Consider the following 23,717-nt stretch of genomic DNA (forward strand, 5'->3'; position numbering starts at 1 on the left):
AATTTTCTTCCGTTATCTTGAACCTTGGAGGAATCTATGAAAAAAATCACCTGGCTCACAATCCTGCTTTTCCTCCTTAACGTTTCTGCGTTCGCGCAGTCCAAAGAGAGAGGGCAGGACGACCTGAGTCGTTCCGATGTATTTTCCGAACATGGGAGTTCCTACACAAAATCCCTTCAGAAAATCGTCAGAGATCTGGAAGCTACGATCAATGAGAGACTCACGGATTTAGAGAAGAAACATTCTCTTCTCGTAATTCTGAGACCGGAACTCGAAAAGGTGCAAACAATCGTCACGGAAGACATCCCTTTTACATTTGACGAAGGGTATGAGAGCAACTTGCTCAAGTACGTTCGTTTCAAATTTGAGGGCGGCAAAATCAAGGAAGTTGAACTCGCCTCTGAGAAAAAAAGAATTCAGTATGAATTTGCTTTTGAAAACAAGAGACTGATTTTTTCTCCTCCGGACGTATTGGCATCTCAGGTCAAACTCGAAAGATTCGACAAAATAGAGAATACGAAAGTGGGAGATATCTCCCTGGAAAATCAGATCAAAGCGCTTCGACTTTTAGAGTCGAGCCTCAGATCTTCGATTTACCGGATCGATATCATGATCGCTTTGTATAAAGACAAAAAAGATAGAAAGAATCTCTATCAGATCGATATCTGATCAAACGCGGAGGGAGCTCAGATCGGTCGCACGGATGAGTTCCCCCGTAAAAGCGCTTTTATAATTCTTAAAAACCTCTTCCGTTTTCCCAAAATCCAAAAGTTTTCCTTTTTCCAAGATTCCTATTTGATCGCAGAATTTTCTCGCCGTTCTCAAGTTGTGAGTGATAAGAAGAATCGTGAGTTTTCTTTCTATAGCGATTTTTTTTAGGAGAATCAAAATCTCGTTCAAAAGAATCGGATCAAGCGCGCCTAACGCTTCGTCCAAAAAAAGAATTTTCGGTTCCGTAAGAAGCGCGCGAAGAAGCGAAGCCCTTTGAAGTTCTCCTCCGGAAAAGGACAGCACGTTTCGGTTGAGATCCTTTCCCGAAAGCTGAAACGAATGCAGGAACTCCCCGAAGGACGTTTCCCCGCGTTCCGCGATTTCTCCCCCAAGAATACGAAGAGGTTCTTTCAGCGCTTTTTCCAAAGTCCAAGCTGGATTGAAGCTGCCGACCGGGTCTTGAAAAACGGGTTGAAGATGATGAATCGGAATTTCACTTCGATTCTTTCCGAAAAAGAAAACGGATCCGCTTTGTTTCACATTCTTGAATGTGGGAACTCCCAAAATCGAACGAAAAAGAGAAGTTTTTCCGGAACCGGAACGACCGAGAATTCCGAGGACGGTCCCCGGTGCGACTTCGAAAGAAATGGAATCCAATACGACTCTCTCTTCCAACTGCAAATTGAGTCTTCTAATTTCAAGGGCAAGATTAGAATCTGGCATTTTTCCAAAATACGCAACTCGCGCAACGAGGACAAGAATTCTTAAATCGCGGTTTTGAATCCGGAAATCAATGTCGATCCTTCAAAATGAAATTTTAGAACTTGTCCTAAAGTTTCGGAACATCTCCTCGCAAGTTGTTCGAATCCTCGGAAAAATTTGTCGTAACAACGACAGCTCTACCGTGAAACGCGCGCCCCACCCTGCGGCGCGATCCGTAGAGAGTGCCGCGCTGAGTTTCTTGGGTGGAGGAGGCGGGTTAGCGGGAAATCTCGGGAGATTTTTCTCTATCACAGAAATTGCATATTGTCAAGCGTAAATCTCCCGCAGACTTTTGTAGGAACTCCAACAAAAATTCTTCTTTCGATTCTTGATTAAAAATCACTTTCCAATTGGAGGACAAGATTATGCGTAGCGCGAAAGATCGAGAAAAATCCATTTTGTAAAATGGAAACCCTTGTGTGAGTTCCCACAAATTACGATAGATGCGGTTTTGTCGAAGATTTTGAATCCTTCTTTGTCTCCAAAAAAAGTATGAGTTCCTACTTTTTAGATTTTGGGACCGGCTTTTAACGAAGGTTTTCCATTTCCGGACCTGAAACCGTTTTCGAATCGCCAATCTGAATATCGTTTCGTTTATACTCGATCCCAAATCAGCTTAAGGCCCGGAGATACATCGCAGATACGCGTTATTCGCCTTTGGGAACTCGATTGTTCCTCCCATTCGATAATCTGCGATATAAGCCATGGACCGATATCGCGTGTTCCTCGGAATGGAATAGGCTCTTCGGATTGAAGCCGGCGTCGCCACGTAGGAGGCCGGATCCGAATTAAAATCATTCACCGCCGTGGCATCGGGACTGGATCCCGCGGCGATTCCGCTTGTGGAACTCCAATAATATCCTCCGATCGTATTTTGAAAAATCGAAACGTCGATGATCGGATAAGTGCTTCTACGGTAATCGATAAGGCTCGCAAGCTCTTTCACGTTAGGCACTCTCCAAACTCTTCCGGCCAGATTGAGATTCTGACAGGAAAAAATCGCGGAGTTCCAATCCATGATCGTTGCGGATCCGGAACAATCCAAGGAGGCCTGACCAAAAGAACATTTCTGCCAATAAAATCCGTTTAACGCGTCCCTGACGGTTCCGTCTCCATTGTCGACATACGGACCTCCGATCGCAGACAGCGAAGACGAATGAAAATGAATCAGAAAGATAAAAACTAAAATGATGATTTTCTTCATAAAATTCTCCTTAATCCGCAAGACAAAGACTTGTATAATAATACCTCTGGCCCGCATAATTTGAAAGGTAGCTCAGTCTGTTTGGCCCGGGCTGCGTAACCCCACCGAAAACGGAGATCGCCCATGCTCCCTGGGAATAATAACTGGCAGGATTCAACGGATCACCCGGACCGTTCGAAAGCGAGTCGATAGTACCGGTCACGGTCGCGGCATTGATGCTCAGTGAATGCGTTCCGGTCCAATATCTTTGGTAGTCATTTCTTGGAAGTCCCGGGAAATTCGCCTCCGGAATAGTGTCATTTCCAGCGCTCCCTCCGTAATTTAGAATTCCATAATATTCTGATAGGTATGGAATTCTCCACGTTTTCTTTCCCGCGTATCCGTTTCCGGAGTTGATCGAATTCAAGGCATTACAATCGATTGCGGAAAACTGATCCATATAAGGATATCCAACGGTCGCCAAACAAGTAACTCCGTCCCATTTAGAATCTTGGGGACAAACCTGTACACAGGTAGTCCCGTTCCAAGAAAAACCTTCAACGCAAGTTTTCCAAACCTTTCCCGTAATCGTATCGACAGAGACGATATCATTGGGATAGGACGCGTTCAGTGCGAAAGGAAGAGTCAATCCTGAACTTACGTTAACGATCTCGCCGTCTTGTCCTGAGCCGACGCAAGCAGCGGGATCCCCGTTCGAATCCGAACAATCCGTTTGTCCCGTGTCCGCCACTGTTTGAGGTGAAGATTCCACACCGGTTGCAAATGATAAACTAGTGGAAATAGGCGCAGGGGTGTTTCCCGCAAAATCCTTAAAGCCAAAAACGGACAACTGAACGAAAAATAATTCAGGCAGCTTGCTCTGTAGGTCCAATCGGTAAGTTCTTGCATCTAACCACTGCCCAGTAGTTCCCTTTAAAGGCTTACTTGTTGATCCTGCTAAAGTAGGACTAGTAAAAATAATCAAACTCGGACCTACGGTTGCATTCGTGTCCATGTCCTTATCAAAAGTAAACGTGAAATATCTTTGATTGACCGGCAGATTAAAATTGTTTCCCGCCGGAGACGCTGTCATCACGGGAATCACAGTGTCTTTCACCAGATTGAACGTCGTATAACCTACGTTACTGGTCAAAGAGGAAGTGACGCAGATCCGAATCGTATAACTTCCATCGGAAGGAAGGGACACAGCGGACACTCCGCTTGTTTTCACCACGTTCGCGGTTACGGTTCCGCTCGTAAGCTGCGTTCCATCCGAACAAGTATTGCTGTTCCTTCTGATGCTAAATGATCCTGTAATATCGCTTTTCCATTTGATCGTACTCGAGGAAGTAGACTTCAGATATTGAGCGCTCTGGGATGTAATCGTAATTGTCGGATTCCCGGTAAAAACGGTGTAAACCGAAGGAGCGCTCACTGCTCCGACATTTCCAGCTGCGTCGACCGCGATCGCTTTCACGGTAGTGATCGCGTTATCCGGAACCGAGAACGCATTCGAAAACAAAATGGAATTCGCATCGGGAGTTCCGTCCGGTAAAATTCCCGGATCGGAACCGCCGACTCGATAGGCGATCTTGTTGCAGCCGGATCCGCCCAAATCGGAACAAGTCAAAGAAATATCGGGAATCGCGGATCCGTAAACTCCCGTAGTCGGGGCAAACGTATTCATAGTGGGAGGAGTATCGTCTCGAATCACGTCTAATTCCACTTTGTCCCAATTCGATCCGCTTTCGGAAGAATCTAAACAAAGTATGATCCGATTCGCTCCTACCGTAAGGGGATTTGTCGCGTCATTTGCATCGATTCGGTTCGAAACGGAAGTCGACTTTGTAACGGCACCTTCCGAAATCACCGTTCCGTCCTGGCAGTTCGTGGCGTTCAAACGAAGCCTATAATAAGAATCCATACTCGACGACCAGGTGACGTCCTTAGAATTGATCGCTCCTGCGTTCGCACTTACGAAGAATCTGGAGGCCGAACTCAGGTTGATTTTGCCGGTTTCCGGAGCTTGGATCAAATTCGATCTCGGCAAATCAATTCCGGAAAATGTAAAAAGCAGAGGAGCCTTTTTGCCCTTGTTCAAACATCCGATCGTAAAAAAAATTAGGACTAAGCAAAAATAATTAGCATAAAAAGTCTTTTTCAAATGTTGTTTCTTTATAGCGCCATTCTTCATAGAACCCCCAACAACATCTATCTATGTACAAGTGGATGTAACTGCTAAGAAATCTAATGCAGAAAAGGTCAAACGGCATCCCCACCTATAACTGAGGACAACCCTGCTTATAACCTATTCTTCAGGTTATCAATCGCCCCGGATCTCCAACTCTTGTAAAAAATTCTTCCGTTTAAATCTTAAAAGCTAAGAAGAATGAAACAAACAGCCACAAAACTCATGGCCATTCTTAAAACCTAAAAATGTGGGAACTCATACTTTCTTGAAAGGAAGGAGCGATTTAGAATCCCCAAAAAATCGAATGGATTGCAAATGTGGGAACTCACACAAAGATTAGAATCTAGAGACCAAAACTTTTCGTTCTTTGAGGTTTTGGGAAAGGCTCTAAATCAAATGCAAAAAGAAATAGAGGCCCGCCGGGAGGGCGCACGTTTCGCTTTTTCCAATCTTCTCAAAAGAAACGAAATCGAACGAACGGAAAACGTCTAAGAAAAGGAGAATAGAACGAGCAAGAGAAGCCTTTTTGAAGAAAGAAGGAGGCTTATTATTACTTGCCCGATTCCGTTGAAAAAAGAAGCTGAGAAGAGAATGGAAGTAAAAATCACAGAAGTCGGTCCAAGAGACGGACTCCAAAACGAGAAAACCCCCGTCCCAACAAAGGATAAATTCGAATACATTCAACTCCTCGTGAAAGCGGGTTTGAAGAACATCGAAGCGACCTCATTCGTAAAAAAAGAATCGATTCCGCAACTGGCGGACGCGACCGAACTTTCCTCCCTTTTGGATTTTAAGAACGGGATCCAGTATTCAGCCTTAACTCCGAATTTAAAAGGATACGAAGCGGCAAAGAACGCGGGTTATAAAGAAGTCGCCGTTTTCACCGCGGCCTCCGAATCATTTACGAAAAAAAATATCAATCGGACCATTTCGGAATCGATCGAAGGCTTTAAGGAAATCTTCGAACAAGCAAAAAAAGACGGAATCAAAGTCCGCGGATACGTTTCCACCGTGATCGATTGTCCCTATGAAGGAAAAGTGGATCCTAAAAAAGTATTAGAAGTTTCTAAAGTTCTTTTCGAACTCGGAGCTTACGAAATTTCTCTCGGCGAGACGATCGGCACGGGAGTTCCCGCGGAAGTGGAACGTTTGCTGGAAATTCTTCTGAAAGAAATCCCAGCAAACCGATTGGCGGGACACTTTCACGACACGTACGGAATGGCGATCGCGAACGTGGAAAAAGCGTTCTCCATGGGAATACGCTCCTTTGATTCTTCCTCAGGAGGATTAGGAGGTTGCCCTTACGCAAAAGGCGCGGCCGGAAATTTGGCAACTGACGATCTTGTTTACTTTCTCGAAAAATCGGGAGTTCATACGGGGATCGATCCAGGTCTTCTTTGGGAGGCTTCCGCGTTTATGGAAAAGGCAATCGCAAGAGATCTTCAATCCAGAACCTACTTAGCGACAAAGAAAAAAAGAGAAGTTTGAACCAAAATACCGCCGACCAAAAACTAAAAAGGACGCTGGAAAAAATCTTCGAGAAATACGAATCTCCCGAATTCCTTTCCAGCGATCCGATAGAGTTCCCCCATTCGTATTCAAACCCAAACGACCAGGAAATATCCGGATTTATTTCCGCGCTCTTTTCTTACGGGAACGTCCGAGCGATCAAAAATTATCTGGGACATCTTTTTGAATTTTGCGGGAACTCCCCGCACGAATTTTTTCTCAAGGAAGATCTTTCCCGAATACGAAAAGAAATCAAACCCTACCGCTTTCAAAAATCCGCCGACATCCTCCTTTTTTTCAGAACGATCCAAGAACATCTTCAAAACGATCCCGCACAAAGCCTGGAATCCCTCTTCTCTTTATCGCGGGAAAAAGAATTCAATCTGGCTCCGAGAGAACAAAAACTCTTTCTTCAAGGAGGAAGTCTTCGTCAGAGAATTCTCTCGTTTCAAATCCGATTCAGAGCGATTTCTAAAAAGATGGATTCCAAAGGTGTGAATTCTTACGGATATAGATTTTTAGTCGGCCAAGGCATTCACACGTCTTCAATCAAAAGATATTCGATGTATCTTCGATGGATGGTCCGAAAGGATTTCCCCGATTTTGGAATCTATACTTCCGTCGCTCCGGAAGAACTTTTATATCCTCTCGATATACACATTCAAAGAGTTGCAAGCGTCCTTGAAATCAGTTCCCGCAAAACGCCGGACTGGAAAAAAGCGGAAGAGATCACCGCATTCTTTCGAAGAATTTTTCCGGAAGATCCGACTCGTGGAGACTTTGCTTTGAGCCGACTGGGAATTTTAAGACGGTGCAAATCAAAGTATATGACCGAACTCTGCGAAGAATGTCAGATAAATACGATCTGCTCCGTTTATAAAACCCGAACTTTAAAAAATCGGAATCGTTAAAGTTTCTTCAACTTACAAGAACCTGCAGCGATCAGACCCGAATCGAGATTATCGGTAAGAAGAATCGAAGAAAAGATCGAGTCGGCGCACCTCTTGACATCCGTCTTAAAATACAACGACGGTGCGATCGCTTCGTCGACTTTCGGTTCGGGCAACCCCGCGGCTATCGTCATCAAAGGCAACGTAAGAATACTTCTTGAATGAGCGAGCGAACTTGGGAGTGCGACGACCGCAAAAAAAGCCGCCATATTGATTTCAGCGCTGGCTTCCGCGGAAGTCATAGTATCTTTATCTTCTAACCGATAATAGACGGAGCAAAAAGATAGAGTGGATGCTACGATCGCAAACAAAACGACGAGCTTGATAAACCTTCTTCTTGATTTCATAATTTCCTCCAAAATAAAATAAGGTTTTGGGACGCGCTGTAAGTTGAATCCTAAAGAAGGAAGGTCAAATCCGATCCGAGAGGAACTTGGTTCAAGTTATAGCGAGGAGGAATCGAGAATCAAACCGATGTGCAAGGTTTACGGGGAAATAGCCCGGAGCGACCCGGGCGGCGGAACAGGCCTTAAGCGATTAAGGAAGTTTTTTCAGTTTACAAGCGGATGCTGCGATCAAACCGGAATCCGTGTTTTGAGTTAAGACAATCGTAGACAAAATCGAATCTGCACAGGCTTTCACCTTTTTGCTTTCGTAAAGAGCTTTACTGTCTTCATCATCGATTCCTGCCGTAGAGCTGATATATGCGAGCGAGAAAAGCGATCCCGAACTGGAACGAGTGCTTGTGGTGGAACTGGTTCGGCTGCTTGTAGTCGCTAAAACCGCTGTCATTCCGATCAAAACCGCTTCATCAATTTTTACCGCGGCCTCGGGCCCCGTCATCGAATCCAGACCGGTAGTATCGTAAAAAGCGGCACAGGAAACGTTTAAGATAAGAATGAGAGTAAACGCTGCGAGACAATTTTTCATGTTATATTAAAGAACCTTATTGTTAAATTTATTACGAACGTAGCCTTCGGCCATTTCTTGTCAGCTATTTAACAAGATATTATCACAAACTTATTCCCTAAAAAGGAAACGATTCGAAAGAGGAATCGCAAGAAAACAAAATAAAAACCTAATATGATTTTTGATAAAGGAGAAGAACAAGAATCGGGTAAAATTTTTAAAACGAAGCGGAAAGTTTAAGAGTGGTACCGCCAAGGGGAATTGAACCCCTGTTCCAAGAATGAAAATCTTGTGTCCTAACCACTAGACGATGGCGGCTTATCAGAACGTTCTTTTGAGTCGTCGGGGATTCGAACCCCGGACCCATTCCTTAAAAGGGAATTGCTCTACCAGCTGAGCTAACGACTCGAAGCGTTACGAAATACACGATATTTTTCGAGTGTCATGGGTCAATCAAAAACGCTGAAAAAAAGCCCCGATTCCTTAAAAAGAATCTCCGTGAATCGTATCCTTACGATCCGGGCCCGTAGACACGAGATTGATCTTTACACCGATGAGTTTTTCCAAAGTGGAAATATAATCCTTACACTTTTCGGGAAGTTTTTGAAATTCACTGATCCCGGAAATGTCGGTCTTCCAACCTGGAAACTCTTCGTAGACGACTTCCACTTTTTCCAAACACTGAGACGGAAAACAATCCAAGGTTTTTCCGTTGAGCTTGTATCCGACCGCAACCGGAATCGAATCGTAATCGGAAAGAATATCAATCTTAGTCAAAGCGATCGAAGTGATCCCGTTGATTCGAACGGAATGTTTCAACATCTCCGCGTCGAACCAGCCGCAACGTCTCGGACGTCCCGTAGTGGCTCCGAATTCTCCGCCTTTTTGACGAAGCGCTTCTCCGGCTTCTCCCAATAACTCCGTAGGAAAAGGACCTTCCCCTACTCTCGTAGTATAAGCCTTCGTGATTCCGATAACGTGTTTGAGATGCTGGAAAGAAATTCCGGTGCCGATCAGAGCGCCTCCGGTGGTAGGATTAGAACTCGTCACATACGGGTACGTTCCGAAGTCTACGTCCAAACCGGTTCCTTGCGCTCCTTCCAAAAGGATTCTTTTTCCTTTTTTCAGTTCGCTATCAAGATAATATGCAGTATTTATAATATTCTTTTTCACCTTGGAAAGAAAGAATTTCAAACCTTCGTTGATATCGTTATAAGAAACGGGAGCCATACCGTAGAGTTTGTCCAACTCTCGGTTTTTTTCCTCCACGAGATGTTTGAGGCGAGATTGGTAAGAATCGTCCAAAAGATCCCCTACTCTCAAACCGGTTCTCATCATCTTGTCCGCGTAACAGACTCCGATTCCTTTTTTAGTGGTTCCGATCTTGTGTTCCTGGCTGAGAGTGGTTTCTCTCGCGGAATCGATCAGCGAATGATAGGGAAACAAAAGATGACACGCGTCGCTTAACAAAAGTTTGTCGTAAACGGGAAAACCTTCCTTCTGAAGACGGTCGCATTCTTCTATGAAAAAAAGAGGATCGAGAACGACGCCGTTGCCGATCACACAGGTTGTCTGGTCGTAGATCACTCCGGAAGGAACCAGATGAAAGACGTATTTTTTTCCGTGAACCACCACGGTATGACCCGCGTTCGCCCCGCCCTGATAACGAACGATGATGTCCGTGTCCTTGGAGAGAAAGTCGATTACTTTCGCTTTTCCTTCATCACCCCATTGGGTTCCTACTACTAACGATGCGGGCATAGTTTTTCCTCAAATTGATGCTTGGTAAAATTACGTTTCATGATCGAAGATCGGAGAGAGGGGATTTCAGAGACGCCTCTAACGTGTTGACTACGAGCGCGTATCCGCTCGCGTCCTTCTGAACTCCGGAAAACATTTCGTAGAGATGATCGTAAGCGCCTCCGGTGAGAACCGGATCGGGAGAACCCTGAAGATAACCTTGAAAGACAAATCCTGTATAATAATTCAAATCTCTCAAAAGGGAAAAGTCGATACAAAGATCGATCTTCCTTTTTTTGGAATCCCAGGCTTTCAAAAGCCAGGAAGTTTCTTCCAAAACGATCCCGAGACTTCTTTTGAGATTTTCGGAAAGAGAATCCAGATTCAAAGAATTCTTCAAAGAATCCAAACTGAAGTTGAGAACGAGTGCGTTCAACAAACGGATGAGATGCGAACGATCCTTCTTTTCCCCGAAAATTCTTTCGATCTCGTTTACGTTTTTCTGATATAACAAAGTGGAAAGAATTTCGATCTCATTCTGGGTAAGAGAATATTCCTGAACGATGGAGTGAAAGAGGTTTACGTTTCCGAGCACCAGGGTCAGTTCGTTTTCCAAGGGAAGAAGAGAAACGATCTCGTCCAATTCTTCCAAGATGCGAAGCGTGTTTTCCTTACCCGAAGCGCCGATCGATTCCGCGCCGATCTGCAGAACTTCTTTTCGCGATACGCTCCCTTTGGCGGTTTCACGAAAAATTCTTCCCACGTAAAAGATATTCTGGTTTTCCTTCTGGTGCGAGAACCCCGCCATCCCTTTTACCGCTTGCACCGTTAAATCGATGCTCGGCGAAATTTCATTTCCGGAAAGATCTCGGATGCGAAAGAGAGAAGAAGAATCGGGAGCCGAGACCGTCTGAAGAAAGGTCGAGCTGTAATCAAATGCGGGTAAGAATACTTCGGAATAGCCTTTTTTTTTAAGAACTCCCGAGACGGTCTCGAGTAAGATGCGTCTGTCTTTGCTGTCTTCTGGACCAAGGAAGTGAAACCCGTCGGGGATCCATTTTTTCTGGCTGGGTTCTGGGAGTTTTTGATTCATTTTTTGGAAGACTTCAGTTCCAAAATACAGTTCAAAACCGAGACGTCAGATTTCAAACCTTTTTAAAAAAATAGAATGACAATTCCCATTCCAAACGGATGATTATCATCCGATTCAGCGGATTCTCTCCATCTTACGATTTCCATCGGCGATTTGGGCAAGTCCTTCTAAAAGGCCTTTCTCGGTTATAATCCGGGATCAGCAAGAATCCGATTCCGACTCGGAAATTTCTTTTTCGTTCGGAGTTAACCGAAAGCGACTTTAGACCCCGATTCTCTTTCAAAGATCATATCGGAATGCGAACCGCCGGACTTCCCACGGGAACACACCGGATAAAAAACGAATTTATATCGAAAGACCAGGAGTAAGATTGATGGCTGAGAAAGAATCCAGCGTTGGGAAATGGCAGAAAGAATTTTTCGAGAACATTCACTTGTTCAAACGTTCCGGAATGACGGAAGAAGAAGCCAAGAAGATTCTCCAGAAGTTTTTATACTTATCCTCCGTAACTCCCATGCCTCCGGTAATGGACGTATTCAAAGAACCGAATCTTCTTGAAACGGTCGGAGTCTACACTTCTCCCGAACAGAGATCGAGAGAATTCATGATGGAGTTTCTTTCTCCGATCATGAAACAGTTTACGGTGGAAGGCGTGGACAATCTGAAATTGGTCCAACCTCTTCTCGGAAAATATCCGATCACTCTGATTTCCAATCACCTATCGCACCTGGACGCGCCCGCAATCTTTCATCAGCTCTATAACTGTTCTCCGGAAGGAAAAGCGATCGCGGAACAATTGGTATTCATCGCGGGAAGACTCGCGTATGAACCGGACTTCACACGTCTCGGTCTTTATATGTTCGGAACCCTTTTGGTTTGTTCGAAAAGGGACATGGCGGACAACCCGAGTCTTTCGGACGTGATGACTAAGATCAACATGAGAGCGTTTCGACATTCTCAAAAACTTCAGTCGGACGGAAAGATCGTAGCCATCTTTCCGGAAGGAACCCGTTCGAGAGACGGAAGACTCATGCCTTTCGTGGAAACGGTCTATCACTACGTTGCAAACAAGGTCATCATCCCGATCTCTCTGGAAAAGACCGACAAAATTCTTCCCACTACGAGTTTGTTGTTCAACCAAGTGAACGGAAAACTCGTGATCGGCAAACCCGTGTTAGTCGGGGAGCTTTCCAGAAAGCACATGGAAACGTTTCCGAAAGACGTGGAACAACTTCAGTTCCCGGAACACGGAGACAAAAAACAATTCCTCATCGATAACCTTGCGCTTCTCGTAGGTTCGAACTTAAACAAACACCAACACGGAACTTATAGGAATCTCTACAAAGGCGACGTCACTGGGAAGAATATTCTCATCAAGGTTCCGAAAGAACCGGAAGAAAAGATCGTCGTGATCGGAGCGAGCAGCATGTCGATCGCGGTCGCGACCCTGCTTGCGAATAAAGACGTTTTGGTTTATCTCTATCATCCGGATCAAACTTATACGGAACAGTGTAACACCGAAAGAAGGGAATTAAAATATTATCCTCTTTATAAACTTCCCCCGAACTTGATCTTCACTTCCGATCCGGAAGTATTGAAGACCGCGACTCTTTTTATTCAGGGAACGAACCCTTGGGAATTGATCAACGTCTATCCGGAGATTCAGCCTTTCCTCAACAAAAACAAGGCTCCGTTTTTCAACGTGGTCAAAGGTTTTACGAGCACGGGTTTGATTTTGGACGAGGTGCAGACCGCGTTCGGATTGGAAGACGATCGTTTGGGAGTGATCGCAGGTGCGTGTTATCCGGATCAAATCATGGAAAGAAAGATCTCCGGTTTTGAAATCGCTGCGTCTAACGCGTCCCTGATTCCGAGGGTACAAAAACTTTTCACAACCGGTTATATATTTCCGAGACCCGCGAAAATTCCGACGGACATCAAAGGCGTTCAATTAGGCGGAGCTCTCAAAACGATCTACGCGCTTGCGATGGGAATCGTGGAGGGTTATTTCACTCAGACTCTGGGCGGAAACGTGGACAATTCTCTCTTTCATCTTTCCAATCGTTTTTTCTCCGAGATGACGGAGATCGGAACCAAGATGGGAGGACAACCGGAGACGTTCCAAGGACTTTCCGGATTGACGGACTTTATGCTTTCCTGTTTCGGAACCGATGCGAAGGACAGAAAGACCGGATACGATATCGCCTACGGATCTCCTTCCGAAAGAATGTCCAACGGCTTTTACGGACTCAAGGTAATGCCGAATCTGATGAAGATCACGCCGGAAACTCCGGTCCTCGCCGCGGCCTACGAAATCGTGATCAACAAAAAGAATATGAGCGAGATCATCGAAATGATGGAAGGTCGACTCGCAAGAGTATAAGAATACGGCCTAAGCTCCAAAAATAATAGGAGTTTAGGTTCCGTCTTTGATCTTGAGAATAAGAACATTTGTTAAGAATCGTCTCCGCTTTTATTTTGATTTTGGTTTTGATTCTTCTTTGTCCTTACTGTGCTCAGATCCCAAACCCCGTTTTTGACCAAGTATCCCCCTCTTCCGAGGGCAAACCAAATCCATTCAGATATCCGAATATTTCTCTCCTTTCAAAATCCCTTCGAGAAATCACGAAGAATAAGAAAAAACTCACCCAAGTTTTTTATGTTTCCGAAATCTTCGATTCTCATTTTTATCTTTACTGGGAAAATCAGAAAACGATCCACATTCTTCAGCCTATCGAAAACGAATCCGAAACTAATTATACGGATTCGATCCGGTTTCCTACGGGAAGTTCTCGTATCGAAATCAACGAAAACGTGGTTCCTAGTTTGGAAGAAGTCGGATCTAGTACTTTCCTAATCCACAGAAATTTTCTGAATTCCATTCTTGAAAAATGCAGGAAAGGAATTTTGATTCGTATCTGACGAAGAAGAATTTCTATTCTCCTTTCACTCCTCTCTTTATCGGCAATACCGAACTTGCGCTATTTTAAATTGAATCCGGAAGGAATCGGGCCCTCGATAACGTAAGTCACACCTTATTCTTTCGAGGATTCCTTTTTCTCCAAGAGCAAATCGCTCCGCTTCGAAACACTGCGAAGAGGAAGAAGAATTGAAGGATTCGGAAAAAAATCCGAACCGATGCAGACTCAAAAGAGCGGATATTTCGGAAAACAATTCAATATTACTCTGAAAAAATTGATTTGCTCCTCTCCCTCAACGATTTTCACAATGGATAGATTCGAAACCTTGTATGTATTTCGAATCTGAGATCGTTCAAAATCAAAATATCATTTCCCATTTCCATTGCCCCTTCTCCGGGTCGTCTTACGATCTCTATCTACGAAATCACCGAACACAATATAAAGTCGATAATCCATAAATAACGGCTTTCAAAATGGAACAAACGTCGACTTGGAAGCCCTTTTAAATCGAATTATTCTTGAAACGATCAAAGTGTTCGATATTTCCGCGCGTCCGAAATACGATTCCAGTCACGGTTTGTAAAAGATGACATGCACAAAGGTAAATAACTATGGAAGGCGCCAACTCCGAGAGTTCGATTTGAAACGTTGCGGGAACTCCCCGAAAAAAATGATCCTTACTCGAACTTCCAAAAAATCGTTGTTAAACGATAAAATCTTTCGGCTTCTTATGTCCTTTAAAACACCGAAACAAAGGATTCTTCTTTAAAAAAAGAAATCCAAGGACGCTCCGCAATCATCCGAAACTCGATCCGAATCCGGACCGTTTCCCTAAAACTTGCTAAAATCATAATAAAGAAGCGTTTAATAACTAACAAATATCTTCTTATAAGTAGATTCGACGAAAGGCTAAATCCGGGATAGATTTCTTCGCCTAAGAAGAATTTTATGAAGCGCCGGCAAAAACAAAACTCTTCCCTTGTACAAAATCAAACAGGAAACTGCTCGGTTCGGATTCTTTTATTATGTGTTCTTTTCCCATTCTTCTTTCAATGCCAATACAAACCACAGGACGATTTTAATTTTTTAGCGTTAGTCGGAAGCGGCTTGAGTGTCGGATCTCCTTCGGAAGGAGGAATCGATTCTCCTCCGGTCACAAATCCTCCGACTGCTCCAGGAAGCGGGGATTGGCTGAACGAGGCCTATTTTAAGCCATCTTTCGTGATTGGAGATTCTTTTTATGGAAATAGCGTCGCGGTTTCGGGCGATACGATCGTCGTCGGAGAATACCGTGAAAACAGCAATCAAGTCGGACTTACGAACGGCTCGGCTCCTGCCAGTTCCAACATCAGCCTTTTCGCTTCCGGAGCAGCCTTTGTCTACCGTAAAGTTGCCGGAGCTTGGGTCCAGGAAGCGTATCTAAAAGCCTCAAATCCTTCTGCCAATGACAACTTCGGCGCGAGTGTTTCGATCTCCGGAGATACAATTGTGGTAGGAGCTCCTACAAACGGCGGCTCAGGCTCCGCTTTCGTTTTTGTAAGAAATGGTTCGACCTGGTCCCAAGAAGCCTGGCTCAAGGCATCGAACTTCGGCGCGGGCGATCATTTCGGCTCTTCGGTGGATATAGACGGGGACGTAATCGTGGTCGGTGCGGAATGGGAAGACAGTTCCCAAAATACAGTTACGAACGGAAACACGGCAAGCGCGGATAACACCAGATCGGATTCCGGAGCGGCTTATATCTTTCGACGGGCCGCGGGAGTTTGGTCCCAAGAAGCCTATCTCAAAACGCCGAACCCGGATAACAACGACTACTTCGGTTCGAACGTTTCGATATCGGGGGAAACGATCGTAGTCGGGGCATACAAGGAAGACAGCCAAGCTGTGACGTCTAACGGTACTACGGCCAGCGCGGATAACTCCAAATCGGAATCGGGCGCCGCTTACGTTTTCCAAAGAACGGCCGGACAATGGAACCAGGAAGCGTTTTTAAAATCCTCCGACTTGGATTCGAACGATCAGTTCGGAAGATCCGTTTCCATTTCGGCGAACACGATCGTCATAGGAGCGGCGCTTGAAGACGGAGCTCAGGATTCCGTCATCAACGGAACCACCGCAAGTTCCTCCAATTTGTTGGGAGGTTCGGGCGCCGCCTACGTCTTTGAAAGAACGGGAACGAACTGGACGCAAGCCGCGTATCTCAAGGCGAAAAACGTTCAAGCGGGAGATCAATTCGGCGCGGCTGTCGCGATCGAAGGGGACATTATCGCGATAGGCGCAATCAACGAATCGAGCGGCTTATCCACGATCTCCTTCGGACCGTTAACGCTTTGGGACGAAAGGTGTTTCCAATCCGGCGCGGTATATATGTTTCAAAAATCTTCCGGACTTTGGGGAGAATACGCCTATTTCAAAGCCCCGAACGTGGGAAGCGGGGATTTATTCGGTTTCAGCGTAGCCTTGAACGGAACCAGAATCGTGGTTGGAGCCACTCAAGAAGCAAGCAATCAAACGACGATCACGAACGGACCGACCGCAAGCGCGGACGATTCCATGTATCGAGCCGGAGCATCCTATGCGTTCCAAAGATAAAACGTTCGACTCTTCACGTTCAAATATGAAAGATCGGAATGTCATTTCCCTTCGAAATTTCAGCGCAAAATCTCTTTTTTCAAATTGGTTTAGAATATTATTTTATTCTTTAATACTTTTGATCTTCTTTTCAAGTTTTTCCGCTTGTCTACAAGGCAGTTTTGGATCTCCGGCTTATCTCAATTTATTCTCCTTCAAAGAAGGGCCGCTTTCCGATCTGCGTTATCCCGTTTCTTCTTATCAATATACCACTCACACAAGAATTCCGACGTTTCGCCCTTCCTTACAAGGGACCGCGACCGAATTCTCCATAACTCCCGAATTACCGAGCGGTATCGCCTTGGATACGACGACGGGAGCTCTTTCGGGAATCCCGAAAGTCCGCATTCCTTCCACCGAATATACGATCACCGCGAAGAACGAGAGCGGATCTACTTCGACTAAGTTCACCTTGTCGCCCACACTTTTTCTCTGGAACGAGGGTTCTTATCTGAAAGCGTCCAATTCCGATAGGTCGGATTCTTTAGGTTGGGCCGTAGCCTTGGACGGAGATACTCTCGTAGTCGGGGCATATCTGGAGAGCAGTTCTCAAACCACGGTCACCAACGGAAACACTGCGAGTGCGGACAATTCCGCCGACGGATCGGGAGCCGCTTACGTTTATAGAAGAAACGGAGTGGGCTGGGTTCAGGAGGCCTATCTAAAGGCGCCTAACGCGGAAGCCTGGGATTCTTTCGGATATAGTGTGGCGATCCAAGGAGACACGATCGTAATCGGTGCGATCGGAGAAGGCAGCAGTCAAACTACGATCACAAACGGAAACACCGCGAGCGCGGACAATTCCGCTCCTTTCTCCGGTGCGGTTTACGTTTACAAAAGAACCGGAAACAACTGGGACCAGGAAGCCTACATAAAGGCGTCTAACGCGGAAGCCGGGGATTCTTTCGGATACAGCGTAGCAATCCAAGGCGATACGATTGCGGTCGGCGCCTATGCGGAAGCGAGTAATCAGACCACCATCACAAACGGAAACACTTCGAGCGCAGACAATTCGAACGGGAACTCCGGAGCGGTCTATGTTTACAAAAGAACCGGAAACAACTGGGATCAGGAAGCCTTTATCAAAGCGGTCAACGGCGAGGCTGGAGATTTATTCGGTTACAGCATTTCCTTGTCCGGAAATACGTTGGTAGTAGGCGCGCCTTCGGAAAGCAGCAATCAAACCACGATCACAAACGGAAACACCGCGAGCGCGGACAATTCGAACGGGAACTCGGGAGCTGCGTATGTATATGTTCGAACGGGAAGCGCCTGGGCTCAAGAGGCGTATCTAAAGGCGGCAAGCGTTCCTCCGACCCCGGGCCAACAATTAGGAATCACAGTATCGATCTATGGAGATACGATCGCGGCGAGCGCGACCCAATCGAACGAAGGCGCGGTCCACGTATTCGTTCGCAACGCGGGCGCTTGGACCAGAGAAGCGGAAATTAGAGCCGCCAATCCGGGAGTCGTGAATTATTTCGGATTCAGTCTTTCGATTTACGGGGATACGATCGCAGTAGGAACGTATTGGGAAGACGGGAACGAAAACCGCGTACTCAACGGAACTACCGCATCGATGGACAATTCCCTTCCCGGTTCGGGCGCGGTCTATGTCTATCAAAGAACCGGAACTACTTGGGCTCAACAATCCTACATAAAAGCCAAAAACGTCCAGTCCAACGATTGGTTCGGATACAGTGTCGCAATTTCGGATGACACGGTAATAGCCGGCGCGCCTCAGGAAGACGGCGGCCAAACCGCAAACACGGACGGTCCGCTTCAGAGCTGGAACGAACTAAAACCGGATTCCGGGGCGATTTACGTCTACAATAGATAGGGATAGAACAAAAGAATATTCAATTTTTAGAATATTCTTAAATTTTAATTACATACGTGAGGAACGGAAATCGCGTATTTAAAACTCAGATAGCATTCAGTTTTAATACGGTCGGCCGCGCTCAAGCCTTGGTTGTAAATCAAACCTTCGGAGACCCTCCCGTCAAGACCGGCCCCTCCGGCATACACGCCCAAATACGTTAAATTATTACCTGCCGCATTGTATACGTTCGTCGTGTTTTTCTGCAGACTGCCGTTCAAATAAAAAGTGGTTCCGGTGCCGGAGAACTGCATCGTAAGAACATGAGCCGCATTGGTAGAATAGGCGTTACTTTTAAAATCACTGGGGCCGCTGTTCACTTCCAAGGCGCCATTGTAGAATTTTAAATACAACGTAACTCCTCCGCCGGAAAGATGAATGATTCCTTCCGTCGCCACCGAAAGCGCGTTTTGTTCGATCACAAAGAGCATCGTGTAGGAACTCCCCGTAATCGGAACGCCCGAACCTGAAAAGAAGCGGCCTTCCCCGTTGCTCATTTGAACGAATGGCCTTTGATTGCGGAAATTCGGAAGCCAATAGGGTTCCTGGTTCGCGTAATAACGGGTAAACACGTTCGAACTCGCTTGATCTTGCCAAGTTGTGATTTTATTCGCCGTGTCTTTTGCAATTCCCGCTTCCGCATTCAACCAAAGCACCAAACTGGAAACGTCCGTAGGAAGATAATACGTAGTCGCTTGCATAATCTTTGAATAAGACTTTGTTCCATCCGATTGAATGACTTCCAAAAGATAATAGTGAGTTTCTCCCCCGCCTAAACCGGAATGAGCAAAGCTGCTTCCGGTAATACCGGTCGAAGAGCCGGTTATTTCCTGGGATCCAACGGTGACAGAAGAAGTTGTAGAAGAATAAATTTTGTAAGTCGCGCCTGTCGCCGTGGAAGACCAGCTGAGATTTACGGAATGAATATTTGCTGTCGCCTGAAATGTGGAAGTAGGACTGTTTGCTGCGGCCGCGCCGGCTATCGCATTGGGAACCGCTATTTGAAGTAAAAGACCTGCGGGGTTGCTGGCATCCAAACTAAACTTCTTCGCTTCCATACAAGCGGCGGGAAAGGATAAAAGAAGAATCAAAAGAGAACGTTTGTAGATTCTCCGAAAAATGGCCTCGTCGTAATTATTATCTTTGAAAAACAAATTCATCATTCTATGCAAACCGACCCTAATCGATTTTCTTTTCTGAGTGAGGCTTACCTACCAAAATCAACAAACAATTTTCAACCTTTTTGAGTGTTTTTTATAGTATAGGACGTTCTTTCTCATGAGAATAGAACTGATTTAGAATCAGGTCTTTTTAAAAAGATTCTTAGATAATACCTTCAAAAAAACAAGCCTGTTCTCTGAAAAAAGTAGGATGTACCACTTTTAAAATTGGAAGGACAAATCTCAGACAAGAAAAAAAGAGAGAAAGACATAAAAAAACCCGGTAAAACCGGGTTTTTCAAAAAGCAGAAAGGCTTTTTCTATCGAAATTCAGATAGGAATTACTTCTTCTTTTTGGTCTCTTTTTCCTTTTTTGGAGCCGCTTCTTTTTTCACAGGAGCAGGAGCCGCACCGGATTTCCTTGCGGTTCTCTTATCATCTCTGACTTTTGCCTGAGTTTCGCGTTTTTCTTCTCTTTCTTTCAAGAGAGAAGCTCTGTCCTTTTTGGAAGTCAGTTCCAAAATTCCTACTTCGGAATTGTCGGACGCTCGGTTCACAAGTTTCAGAACGCGAGTATAACCACCGTTCGTGGTCTCAAAACGTTTCGCGATATCTTCGAAAAGTTTCACGACAACTTCACGATCTTTGATTCTTTTCATAACTTCACGTTTGTTATGAAGTTGAACTTCCGGTTTCAGATCGACTGCGAGATTCTTCTTTGCTCTCGTAATCAATTTTTCAGCATGAGAACGAATCACTTTTAGTTTGGCTTGAGTGGATTCGATTCTCTCATACTTAAAAAGAGAGGTGATCATGTTATTGATCAGCGCGTCTCTATGACCTTTGTTGCGGTTTAAATGTTTTACTTTATTTCTTTTGTTCATTTTAGAAATCCCTCATTCCGAAAGAGAGACCGAGAGTGGAAAGTTTCGCTTTCAACTCCTGTAGACACTGGTCGCTGTAGTGTTTGGATTTCGACATTTCTTCTTCGGATCTTTTTACGAGATCTCCGATAAAATCGATTTCCAGACTTCTCAGCACATTGAGAGAACGAACCGAAAGTTCCAACTCTTCCACGTGTTTCGACAAGGAAGCCTTGAGTTTTTCATCCGCTTCGTCCAGTTCGTCGTCTTCTTCTTCCAGTTCTTCTTCGAAATTGATAAATACTGTAAGGTGCTCTTTTAAAATTTTCGCCGCTTGAGCCACAGCGTCGTCCGGAGAAACGGATCCGTCCGTCCAAACTTCCAACGTCAATTTTTCGTAATCGGATCTCTGAGCCACACGGGTCTCGGAAACTTCGAAAACTACTTTCTGCACGGGAGAAAAAATGGAATCCACAGGAATCGTTCCGAGGACTTCGATGTCTTTTTTCTTTTCTTCCGCAGGAACGTATCCTCTTCCTCTTTGAATTTCCAAATCCATGATCAGATTTGCGTCTTCGTTGAGAGTCGCAATGTGAAGATCCGGATTCATAATTTCGATGGAAGAATCCACTGCGAGATCCCCCGCTCTGAAATACCCGGCGCCTTTCAGTTCCAGGTGAATGATTTTACTCTGATCCTTTTCTTCCGGTTCGTATTTGATACGAACTTGTTTCAGGTTGAGAATGATTCTGGTTACGTCTTCCGCAACGCCTTCGATAAAGGAGAATTCGTGATTCACCCCTTCGATACGAATCGCAGAAATCGCGGCTCCCTCGATCGAGGACATAAGGGTCCTTCTGAGAGAGTTACCGATAGTTGTGGCAAAACCCCTTTCAAATGGCTCTGCAACGAACTTCCCGTAATTCGGGGTGTTCGCTTCCGTGTTGAATTCTATCTTCTTAGGACGTTTAAATCCTTTGAGTAAGCTTTTGAGAGACAATTTGAGACCCTTCTATCAGATTTTATTTAGAGTAAAGCTCTACGATTACCTGTTCTTTAACCGGTAGATCGATATGGTGGCGTTCAGGCAATGCCGTCACGTCCCCGCCGAAGTTTGTGTAATCTGCCGATAACCAAGATGGAACTCCCTGCAATGACTGAGATAAACGAATGTTATCCGCAATGAAGGTAGAGGTTTTAAACTTGTCGCGGATTTCCACTTTATCGCCTACGTTGAGTCTGTAGGAAGGAATATCCACTCTATCTCCGTTCACGAGAATATGTCTGTGAGCGATGAAGTTTCTCGCTTGGCGACGAGTTACCGCGAAACCAAGACGATACAGAACGTTATCCAATCTTCTTTCCAGAAGTTGAAGAAGAATTTCACCGGTCACACCGTGAGCGTGAGAAGCCTCTTCGTAATATCTACGGAATTGTTTTTCCAAAAGACCGTAAGCTCTTTTGAGTTTTTGTTTTTCGCGAAGCTGAGCGCCGTATTCCGACACTTTTCCTTTCCGCTTTGTAGGCATACCCGGAGGCCCTTTGCGGTGGAATTTATCTTTATTGAAAGTATAACTTGACTTCAGGAAGAGATCGACTCCCTCCCTTCTCATGATTTTTACAACAGGACCTCTATATCTTGCCATCTTAAACTACCTTAGACCCTTCTTCTCTTACGTGGACGGCAACCGTTGTGAGGCAACGGAGTCACATCCTTAATCATCTTAATGTTCAATCCTCTGGCAACCAAAGAACGAATCGCAGACTCGCGACCGATGCCGGGTCCGGAAACCATAACGTCGACTTCTTGTAATCCGGCGGAATCCATCGCTTTTTCAGCCGCATTTCCCGCAGCGATCTGAGCCGCATACGGAGTGGATTTTTTAGATCCACGGAATCCCATCGCACCGGAAGTGGACCAAGAGATTGTGTTCCCTGCCATATCGGTGATGGTTACGATCGTGTTATTGAAGGATGCGGTGATATAAACTTTCCCTCGAGGAACAACTTTCTTTTCCTTCTTTTTAACTTTCTTTTCTTTCTTAGAAGATTTCTTATCGTCAGCCATGATTACTTAGTTACCTTTTTCTTATTCGCTACAGTCTTCTTGCCGCCTTTTCTGGTTCTGGCATTGGTTCTCGTTCTTTGACCGTTCACCGGAAGACCTCTTCTATGTCTGAGTCCTCTGTAGCATCCAATGTCCATCAAACGTTTGATGTTCAGTTGGATTTCGGAACGCAGGTCCCCTTCCACTTTTGCACTTTCTTCAATCGCCTTACGAATAGCCGCTTCTTGAGACTCGTTCAAGTCTTTTACACGGATCGATTCGTCGACTCCGGCTTTTTTCAGGATTCCTCTAGATAAGGAATTTCCTATTCCGAAGATATAGGTTAATCCAATAACGATTCTTTTTTCTCTTGGAAGGTCAATACCTGCAATACGCGCCATATTTCTTATGCTTGCCTTTGTTTGTGTTTCGGATTGGTGCAGATCACTCGGATTACACCTTTTCTTCTGATAACCTTGCAGCTAGAGCAGATTTTCTTAACTGATGTTCTTACTTTCATAACAATTCCTACTTTTTGCGGTAAGTGATTCTTCCCTTAGAAAGGTCGTAAGGGGAGAGTTCTACCGTAACTTTATCACCCGGTAAAATCCGGATATAGTGCATTCTCATCTTTCCGGAAATATGGGCCAAAACCTTATGACCGTTTTCCAGTTCTACACGGAACATCGCGTTGGGCAGGGGCTCAAGTACGGTGCCATCGACTGTGATCGCTTCTTCCTTTGCCACTGATTAAGCAAGCTCCTTTTGAATCAAAGAAGTAACTTCTTCCAAAGACCCGACTCCGTTCACTTGAGAAAGTTTCTTTTGTGCCGCATAGTAGTCCAGAAGAGGAAGAGTCTTCTTGTTATAGTTGTCCAGACGATTCTTGATCGTCGCTTCGTTGTCGTCCGCGCGGCCTTCGATTTCCGCACGGCTCAAAAGTCTCTTCAGGAGTTCCGCATCCGGAACCTGAAGATTGATCGCTCTATCGATCGATTTTCCTTCTCCTTTCAAAAGAGAATCCAGAGCGTCCGCTTGTTCCACGGTCCTCGGAAAACCATCCAATAAAAATCCATTCTTACAATCCGCTTCTCGGATGCGATCTTTGATGATTCCGATTACGACAGAATCCGGAACCAAATCACCTGCGTCCATAAAACGTTTTGCT

General features: G+C 45.2%; 22 protein-coding genes, 2 tRNA genes and 1 pseudogene (1 of these 25 only partly in view). 7 read left to right on the top strand and 18 right to left on the bottom strand.

The genetic code is table 11. The annotated features are described in order from the left end of the window. Positions 1-14 precede the first annotated feature (14 nt). Positions 15-669 (top strand): annotated as a pseudogene (locus tag CH376_RS06800) (hypothetical protein). Here CH376_RS06800 and CH376_RS06805 read toward each other — a convergent pair. From CH376_RS06805 to CH376_RS06820, 3 genes are all read right to left on the bottom strand, one after another. After that, on the bottom strand, positions 670-1,434 hold the full coding sequence (locus CH376_RS06805; RefSeq protein ID WP_100784913.1) for an ABC transporter ATP-binding protein: 765 nt from the start codon (positions 1,432-1,434) through the stop codon (positions 670-672). 655 nt (positions 1,435-2,089) lie between these two features. Beyond that, a complete protein-coding gene (locus CH376_RS06815) occupies positions 2,090-2,677 on the bottom strand; it encodes an Lcl C-terminal domain-containing protein (RefSeq protein ID WP_165781716.1) in 588 nt (195 codons plus the stop codon). Between the two features lie 10 nt (positions 2,678-2,687). After that, a complete protein-coding gene (locus CH376_RS06820) occupies positions 2,688-4,706 on the bottom strand; it encodes a chitobiase/beta-hexosaminidase C-terminal domain-containing protein (RefSeq protein ID WP_165781715.1) in 2,019 nt (672 codons plus the stop codon). A gap of 732 nt (positions 4,707-5,438) precedes the next feature. Here CH376_RS06820 and CH376_RS06825 point away from each other — a divergent pair. Then, a complete protein-coding gene (locus CH376_RS06825) occupies positions 5,439-6,335 on the top strand; it encodes a hydroxymethylglutaryl-CoA lyase (RefSeq protein WP_100785039.1) in 897 nt (298 codons plus the stop codon). Then, positions 6,332-7,267, top strand: coding sequence for a TIGR02757 family protein (locus tag CH376_RS06830; RefSeq protein ID WP_100784909.1), 936 nt, complete (start codon positions 6,332-6,334; stop codon positions 7,265-7,267). The genes CH376_RS06825 and CH376_RS06830 overlap by 4 nt, the downstream gene beginning before the upstream one ends. Here CH376_RS06830 and CH376_RS06835 read toward each other — a convergent pair. The 6 genes from CH376_RS06835 to CH376_RS06860 all read right to left on the bottom strand — a co-directional run bounded on the left by CH376_RS06835 (position 7,264) and on the right by CH376_RS06860 (position 11,048). Next, positions 7,264-7,653 (bottom strand): hypothetical protein, encoded by a 390-nt coding sequence (locus CH376_RS06835; protein WP_100784908.1) that lies wholly within the window; start codon positions 7,651-7,653, stop codon positions 7,264-7,266. The two genes, CH376_RS06830 and CH376_RS06835, sit on opposite strands and share 4 nt — an antisense overlap. 190 nt (positions 7,654-7,843) lie before the next feature. Next, positions 7,844-8,236, bottom strand: a complete 393-nt coding sequence (locus tag CH376_RS06840; protein WP_100784907.1) for a TIGR04452 family lipoprotein — start codon at positions 8,234-8,236, stop codon at positions 7,844-7,846. Between the two features lie 222 nt (positions 8,237-8,458). After that, positions 8,459-8,533 (bottom strand) — tRNA-Glu (locus tag CH376_RS06845). Positions 8,534-8,550: 17 nt separating this feature from the next. Next, a tRNA-Lys gene (locus CH376_RS06850) sits at positions 8,551-8,623 on the bottom strand. 75 nt (positions 8,624-8,698) lie between these two features. Then, positions 8,699-9,976: an adenylosuccinate synthase gene (locus CH376_RS06855; protein WP_100784906.1), complete on the bottom strand. Its 1,278-nt coding sequence runs from the start codon at positions 9,974-9,976 to the stop codon at positions 8,699-8,701. A gap of 37 nt (positions 9,977-10,013) precedes the next feature. Continuing rightward, positions 10,014-11,048: an ATP phosphoribosyltransferase regulatory subunit gene (locus CH376_RS06860; protein WP_100784905.1), complete on the bottom strand. Its 1,035-nt coding sequence runs from the start codon at positions 11,046-11,048 to the stop codon at positions 10,014-10,016. A gap of 373 nt (positions 11,049-11,421) precedes the next feature. Here CH376_RS06860 and CH376_RS06865 point away from each other — a divergent pair, with 373 nt between their 5' ends. The 4 genes from CH376_RS06865 to CH376_RS06885 all read left to right on the top strand — a co-directional run bounded on the left by CH376_RS06865 (position 11,422) and on the right by CH376_RS06885 (position 18,440). Beyond that, a complete protein-coding gene (locus CH376_RS06865) occupies positions 11,422-13,431 on the top strand; it encodes a 1-acyl-sn-glycerol-3-phosphate acyltransferase (RefSeq protein WP_100784904.1) in 2,010 nt (669 codons plus the stop codon). A gap of 68 nt (positions 13,432-13,499) precedes the next feature. Then, positions 13,500-13,970, top strand: coding sequence for a hypothetical protein (locus CH376_RS06870; RefSeq protein WP_100784903.1), 471 nt, complete (start codon positions 13,500-13,502; stop codon positions 13,968-13,970). 947 nt (positions 13,971-14,917) lie between these two features. Then, complete coding sequence (locus tag CH376_RS06880) at positions 14,918-16,561, top strand: FG-GAP repeat protein (protein ID WP_100784901.1); 1,644 nt, start codon at positions 14,918-14,920, stop codon at positions 16,559-16,561. Further along, the gene (locus CH376_RS06885) at positions 16,545-18,440 is read left to right on the top strand and encodes a putative Ig domain-containing protein (RefSeq protein WP_243398243.1); all 1,896 of its coding nucleotides are present in this window, start codon (positions 16,545-16,547) and stop codon (positions 18,438-18,440) included. Before CH376_RS06880 ends, CH376_RS06885 begins: the two co-directional genes overlap by 17 nt. A gap of 44 nt (positions 18,441-18,484) precedes the next feature. On the opposite strand, the gene CH376_RS06890 is transcribed toward CH376_RS06885, so the two are convergent. The 9 genes from CH376_RS06890 to CH376_RS06930 all read right to left on the bottom strand — a co-directional run. Beyond that, the gene (locus CH376_RS06890) at positions 18,485-19,642 is read right to left on the bottom strand and encodes a LamG-like jellyroll fold domain-containing protein (RefSeq protein ID WP_100784900.1); all 1,158 of its coding nucleotides are present in this window, start codon (positions 19,640-19,642) and stop codon (positions 18,485-18,487) included. 338 nt (positions 19,643-19,980) lie between these two features. After that, positions 19,981-20,523 (bottom strand): 50S ribosomal protein L17, encoded by a 543-nt coding sequence (rplQ, locus tag CH376_RS06895; RefSeq protein WP_100784899.1) that lies wholly within the window; start codon positions 20,521-20,523, stop codon positions 19,981-19,983. A 1-nt stretch (position 20,524) separates the two neighbouring features. Next, positions 20,525-21,502: a DNA-directed RNA polymerase subunit alpha gene (locus tag CH376_RS06900; protein ID WP_010573768.1), complete on the bottom strand. Its 978-nt coding sequence runs from the start codon at positions 21,500-21,502 to the stop codon at positions 20,525-20,527. A 22-nt stretch (positions 21,503-21,524) separates the two neighbouring features. Next, positions 21,525-22,148, bottom strand: a complete 624-nt coding sequence (gene rpsD, locus CH376_RS06905; protein ID WP_069608365.1) for a 30S ribosomal protein S4 — start codon at positions 22,146-22,148, stop codon at positions 21,525-21,527. Between the two features lie 11 nt (positions 22,149-22,159). Next, positions 22,160-22,570 (bottom strand): 30S ribosomal protein S11, encoded by a 411-nt coding sequence (rpsK, locus tag CH376_RS06910; protein WP_100748104.1) that lies wholly within the window; start codon positions 22,568-22,570, stop codon positions 22,160-22,162. Between the two features lie 2 nt (positions 22,571-22,572). Further along, the gene (gene rpsM / locus CH376_RS06915) at positions 22,573-22,950 is read right to left on the bottom strand and encodes a 30S ribosomal protein S13 (RefSeq protein WP_100784898.1); all 378 of its coding nucleotides are present in this window, start codon (positions 22,948-22,950) and stop codon (positions 22,573-22,575) included. Positions 22,951-22,955: 5 nt separating this feature from the next. After that, on the bottom strand, positions 22,956-23,069 hold the full coding sequence (rpmJ, locus tag CH376_RS06920) for a 50S ribosomal protein L36 (protein ID WP_000868428.1): 114 nt from the start codon (positions 23,067-23,069) through the stop codon (positions 22,956-22,958). Positions 23,070-23,077: 8 nt separating this feature from the next. After that, entirely contained in the window at positions 23,078-23,296 is a 219-nt protein-coding gene (gene infA, locus CH376_RS06925) for a translation initiation factor IF-1 (protein ID WP_001040194.1), read from the bottom strand. A gap of 3 nt (positions 23,297-23,299) precedes the next feature. After that, positions 23,300-23,717 carry the 3' portion of an adenylate kinase gene (locus CH376_RS06930; RefSeq protein ID WP_100784897.1) on the bottom strand. The gene runs 146 nt beyond the window's last position, so 418 of the gene's 564 nt are visible here — the last part of the coding sequence; its start codon lies beyond the right edge, outside the window; the stop codon is at positions 23,300-23,302.

Source organism: Leptospira adleri (genome assembly GCF_002811985.1).
Taxonomy (GTDB): Bacteria; Spirochaetota; Leptospiria; order Leptospirales; family Leptospiraceae; genus Leptospira; species Leptospira adleri.